This is a genomic window from Micromonospora sp. 4G55 (genome assembly GCF_016803375.1).
Genome location: NZ_JAEVHN010000534.1, coordinates 1 through 4321 on the forward strand (window position 1 = coordinate 1; position 4321 = coordinate 4321).

Below are 4321 nucleotides of genomic sequence, written 5' to 3' on the forward strand. Positions count from 1 at the left end.
GGGCGCGCCGAACAGCGGTGGCAAGACCACCGTGACCAGCACCGCCGGCAACGGCGCGGCCACCCTGGCCGTGCAGAACGACGCCGGCCCGGCGCTGCTGCTCAAGCGCTCCGAGTCGAAGCTGCCGGTGCTGCCCGGCTCGCTGGAGTCGACCACCCTCGGCCTCGGCGCCGCCGGCACCGACCCCGGTGGCGTGGTTCGCCGCTACGAGACGCTCACCACGGCGAACGCCACCATGCTGGTGCCGATCCCGCCCACCCGGGTACTCGACACCCGCACCGCCGCCGGCCGGACCCGGCTGCTGGAGGGCGCCGGCCAGATCGACTCGCAGGGCCGGGCGGTCGCGGGCGCCTGGCTGCTGGTCCACCTGGCCGGCATCGTCGAGTACGGCGACGGCCTGATCGGCAACGTGACCGTGGCCAAGACCGAGAAGGGCGGCTTCGCCACCGTCTACGGGCGGGGCGACGCCCCGGGCGCGTCCACCATCAACTGGTGGGGCGCCGGCCAACTGCTCTCCAACGGCGTGATCACCCAGGTGGGCGCCTGGTCGACCGCCAACGGCGACTACTACCCGGACACGGTGGCCATCTGGGTGCAGAAGAGCGCCAGCGCGATCATCCTCGACGTGACCGGCCTGCTGGTGTTCCACCCGGAGTCCGCCGTCATCAACAGCCCGAAGGGCCTGACCGCCGATTCGGGCACCAGCGGCGTCCGCGCCGACGCGATCAAGGCCAACGCCGAGCGCGCTGACCGGGAGGTGCAGCCCCGTGCGTGAGACCGAGGAGACCACCAGCATGACCACCGACGAGACGTCGTCGACCACCCGCCGCCGGATCATCAAGGCCGGTGTCGCCGCGGGCGCCGGCGTCGGCGCGGCGGCCGTCGTCGCCACTCCGGCCGCCGCCGACCCGGGGCAGCCGGTGCTCATCGGGGCCACCAACGACGCGGGGACCACCGAGACCCTGCTGCGCGGCGGTTCGGCGCTGGCCCCGACGCTGACCGTCGACGCGCCGAGCACCCGCCCTCCGCTGGTGCTGACCCCCACCCCGTCCGCGGACATCCCGCAGGAGCTGCCGACCGGCTCGCTCGCGGTCACCCCCTCCGGCGAGCTGGTGATCGGCGGCAAGGGCGGGGCGCGCGCGTACGTCAACACCTCGCGGTGGGCGAACCGGACGATGGCCGTCCCGCCGCAGCGGATCCTGGACACCCGCGCGATCTCCACCTACAGCGCGCACGTGGTCAGCGCCACCACGGTGGTGACCTCGGGCAAGCTGAACGCCGGCCAGGTCATCCACCTGACCGTCAAGAACGTGCCGCCGGCGCTGGCCGAGCGGGCCACCGCGGCGTACGTCAACATCACGGTGGCCAACACGGTCTCCTCCGGGGTGCTGACCGCGTTCAGCTCGTCGATCGCCAAGCCGCAGACGTCGTCGCTGAACTGGTGGGGGCCGAACCAGATCCTCTCCAACCTGGTCGAGGTGCAGTTGGGCGCCTACAACGGCAACCAGCTCGCGTTCGCCGTGCACGTCAGCAGCGCCACGTCGGTGATCGTGGACGTCTCGGGCCTGATCCTGGCCAGCCCCGGCACCTACTGACCCGTACGCCGGTCGCCGCCGCGGTGCGAGTTCGCTCACCATCGCGGCGGCGACCGGCCACCGGAGGCCGGGCCACCGCCACGGGCATGGGATTCTTGGGTACGTGACCAGTCCCGCTACCTCCGTCGCGCTCCGCCCGCTCACCCTCGGGCCGCACCAGGTGTGGCCGCCGGTGGTGCTCGCCCCGATGGCCGGCATCACCAATGTCGGCTTCCGGCAGCTCTGTCGGGAGCAGGGCGGCGGCATCTACGTCTGCGAGATGATCACCACTGTCGCCCTGGTCGAGCGGAACCCGAAGACGCTGCGCATGATCGCCTTCGGCGCCGACGAGCGGCCGCGCAGCCTCCAGCTCTACGGCACCGACCCGGAGATCACCGCCGCGGCGGTGCGGATCGTGGTGGAGAAGAACCTCGCCGACCACATCGACCTGAACTTCGGCTGCCCGGTGCCGAAGGTGACCCGCAAGGGCGGCGGCGCCGCGCTGCCGTGGCGGCGGCGGCTCTTCGCCCGCCTGGTCAGGGCCGCGGTGGACGCCGCCGCACCGGCCGGGGTGCCGGTCACCGTGAAGATGCGCAAGGGCATCGACGACGACCACCTGACGTACGTGGAGGCCGGGCTGGCCGCGCAGGACGCCGGGGTGGCGGCGGTCGCCCTGCACGGGCGGACGGCCGCGCAGCGCTACTCGGGCACCGCCGACTGGGACGCGATCGCCACCTTGAAGCAGGCCCTCGACGTGCCGGTGCTCGGCAACGGCGACATCTGGGAGGCCGACGACGCGCTGCGGATGGTGGCGCACACCGGCGTGGACGGGGTGGTGATCGGCCGAGGCTGCCTGGGCCGGCCGTGGCTCTTCGCCGACCTGGAGGCCGCGTTCGAGGGCCGCCCCGAGCGGCGGCTGCCCACCCTCGGCGAGGTCGCGCAGACCATGCGCCGCCACGCCGAGCTGCTGGTCGACCAGTTCACCGCCGGGAGCCGTACCCCGGCCCGGGGCGAGCGGGACGGGTGCACCGACTTCCGCAAGCACGTCGCCTGGTACCTCAAGGGCTTCCCGGTCGGCAGCGAGCTGCGCCGCGAGCTGGCGATGATCGAGAGCCTGGCGCAGCTCGACGACCTGCTCGGCAAGCTGGACCCGACGGAGCCCTTCCCGGTGGCCACCCTCGGTCAGCCGCGCGGTCGCACCAACTCCCCGGGCAAGGTCTTCCTGCCCGACGGCTGGCTGGCCAGCCGGGACGACGACACCGTGCCCGAGGGCGCCGAGCTGGCCGACTCCGGCGGCTGACCGCCGCTGGTCCGCCGAGCCGCCCGAACGCGCACACGACGAAGGGCCGCCCCCCGGATGGGGGCCGGCCCTTCGTCGGTGTTGCGGTGGATCAGGCGGCGGCGGAGTAGCCGCGGGTGGCGATCCAGTCGGCCAGGTTGTCCACGCTCATCCGGTAGGACATCTGGTCGGCGTTCGCCGAGTCGGCGATCGTGACGACGTTGCCGCCGTCGCGGTAGCCGATGACGCTGATGTAGTGCCCGCCCTCGAAGGAGTGGGTGAGGCCGTCGGTGTCCGTGGCGGTGCCGGCGATGTTGGCGACCACGGCCCGACCGTCGTCGATGGTGCGGACGACGTCCGCGCGCAGCTTCTCGGTCTGCTTGCGGTCGGCACTCTTGTCGCGGATCTCGACGCTGCGGTAGACCTTCTTGCCGGTCTCCTTGTTCAGCACCGGGGTGATGTCGTTGATGGAGTTGGTGCCCGCCTCGGTGGTGCCCATCTCCTTGGCCATGGCGTCCACGTCGATGTCCTTGCCCTGCACGGACAGGGCGTTGCGGGTGGCCGCGGGGCCGCAGTAGTAGAAGTTCGGCTGGGCCGCGTAGCGCATGGTCAGCTCGCGCTCGCCGGGCGACTTGCGGTCGTTCTTCGCCGACGCGGCGCCCTTGTCGGTGGTGGCCGACTCGGCGTTGGCGGTGGCGAGCGGGCGGCGACGGCGCCGGTGAAGGCGAGTCCGGCAGCGGTCAGGGCGGTCTTGCGGATCAGATCGGTACGCATGATCGACTGCCTCTCTGTCGGGGGTGCGCGGCACACGCAACAGGGGCGCGGTGCCGCGGGAAAAGCCAGAAGGGATCGCCCCGGCGATCGGCGCGACCTGCTCGGGTGTCCCGGGGGATGTAACCGGCCCGGCCGGCCGCGCATTCCATCAGGCCGGTCCCGGGATCCGTCCGGCCGGGGGAGCGCCGGAGGTACGCCATGTACAACGACCTCACCCCACCGGCCATTCCGCCACCGGGGCGGCCCCGCGAACACGTCAGCGCAGGTCAGACGACCTCCTCCAGGCAGATACCGCCCACCCGGAACCGAACATGCGGCCTGCAACCGGCGGCCCGGCCGCCTCCGCCTCTGGTTCCGGCCGGATACCGCCCACCCGGAACCGGACCTCCGGCCTTGAACCGGCGGCGCGGGCCGCCTCCGCCGCGTTGATCAAGAGGTTTGCGTCAGAGACACGCCGCCCGACCGACGCAAACCTCTTGATCAACGGGCGATGCGGGCCTTGGTGGGAGGTCGACGCGGAGATCTTGGACAGTTGCCGTTCGAGGGGAACGGTAACTGTCCAAGATCCGCGGGGCGGCGGTGCGGGTAGGCCGGTTTGTCCGGAAGAGGGGTGGGCGTCGGTGTTGCCGGAGCGGGGCGGCGAATCGCCCGGCCCGCTGGCGACGGTGGCGGGCTTGGGCTGGCGTGTCGCCGG

At 72.6% G+C, this 4321-nt stretch carries 3 protein-coding genes and 1 pseudogene; 3 read left to right on the top strand and 1 reads right to left on the bottom strand.

The window, feature by feature from the left end; genetic code table 11:
* The 3 genes from JNW89_RS29150 to dusB form a co-directional block, all read left to right on the top strand.
* A partial coding sequence (locus JNW89_RS29150; RefSeq protein WP_238451539.1) for a hypothetical protein occupies positions 1–775 on the top strand: 775 nt, incomplete at its 5' end.
* Entirely contained in the window at positions 768–1595 is an 828-nt protein-coding gene (locus JNW89_RS29155; RefSeq protein ID WP_238451540.1) for a hypothetical protein, read from the top strand. The genes JNW89_RS29150 and JNW89_RS29155, both read left to right, overlap by 8 nt.
* Before the next feature lie 103 nt (positions 1596–1698).
* Positions 1699–2874 carry a tRNA dihydrouridine synthase DusB gene (dusB, locus tag JNW89_RS29160; RefSeq protein ID WP_309140038.1) on the top strand — a complete coding sequence of 392 codons (1176 nt, stop codon included), beginning with the start codon at positions 1699–1701 and terminating at the stop codon, positions 2872–2874.
* A 91-nt stretch (positions 2875–2965) separates the two neighbouring features.
* On the opposite strand, the pseudogene JNW89_RS29165 reads toward dusB, so the two are convergent.
* Positions 2966–3627: pseudogene (locus JNW89_RS29165) on the bottom strand (C39 family peptidase).
* Positions 3628–4321: the final 694 nt, after the last annotated feature.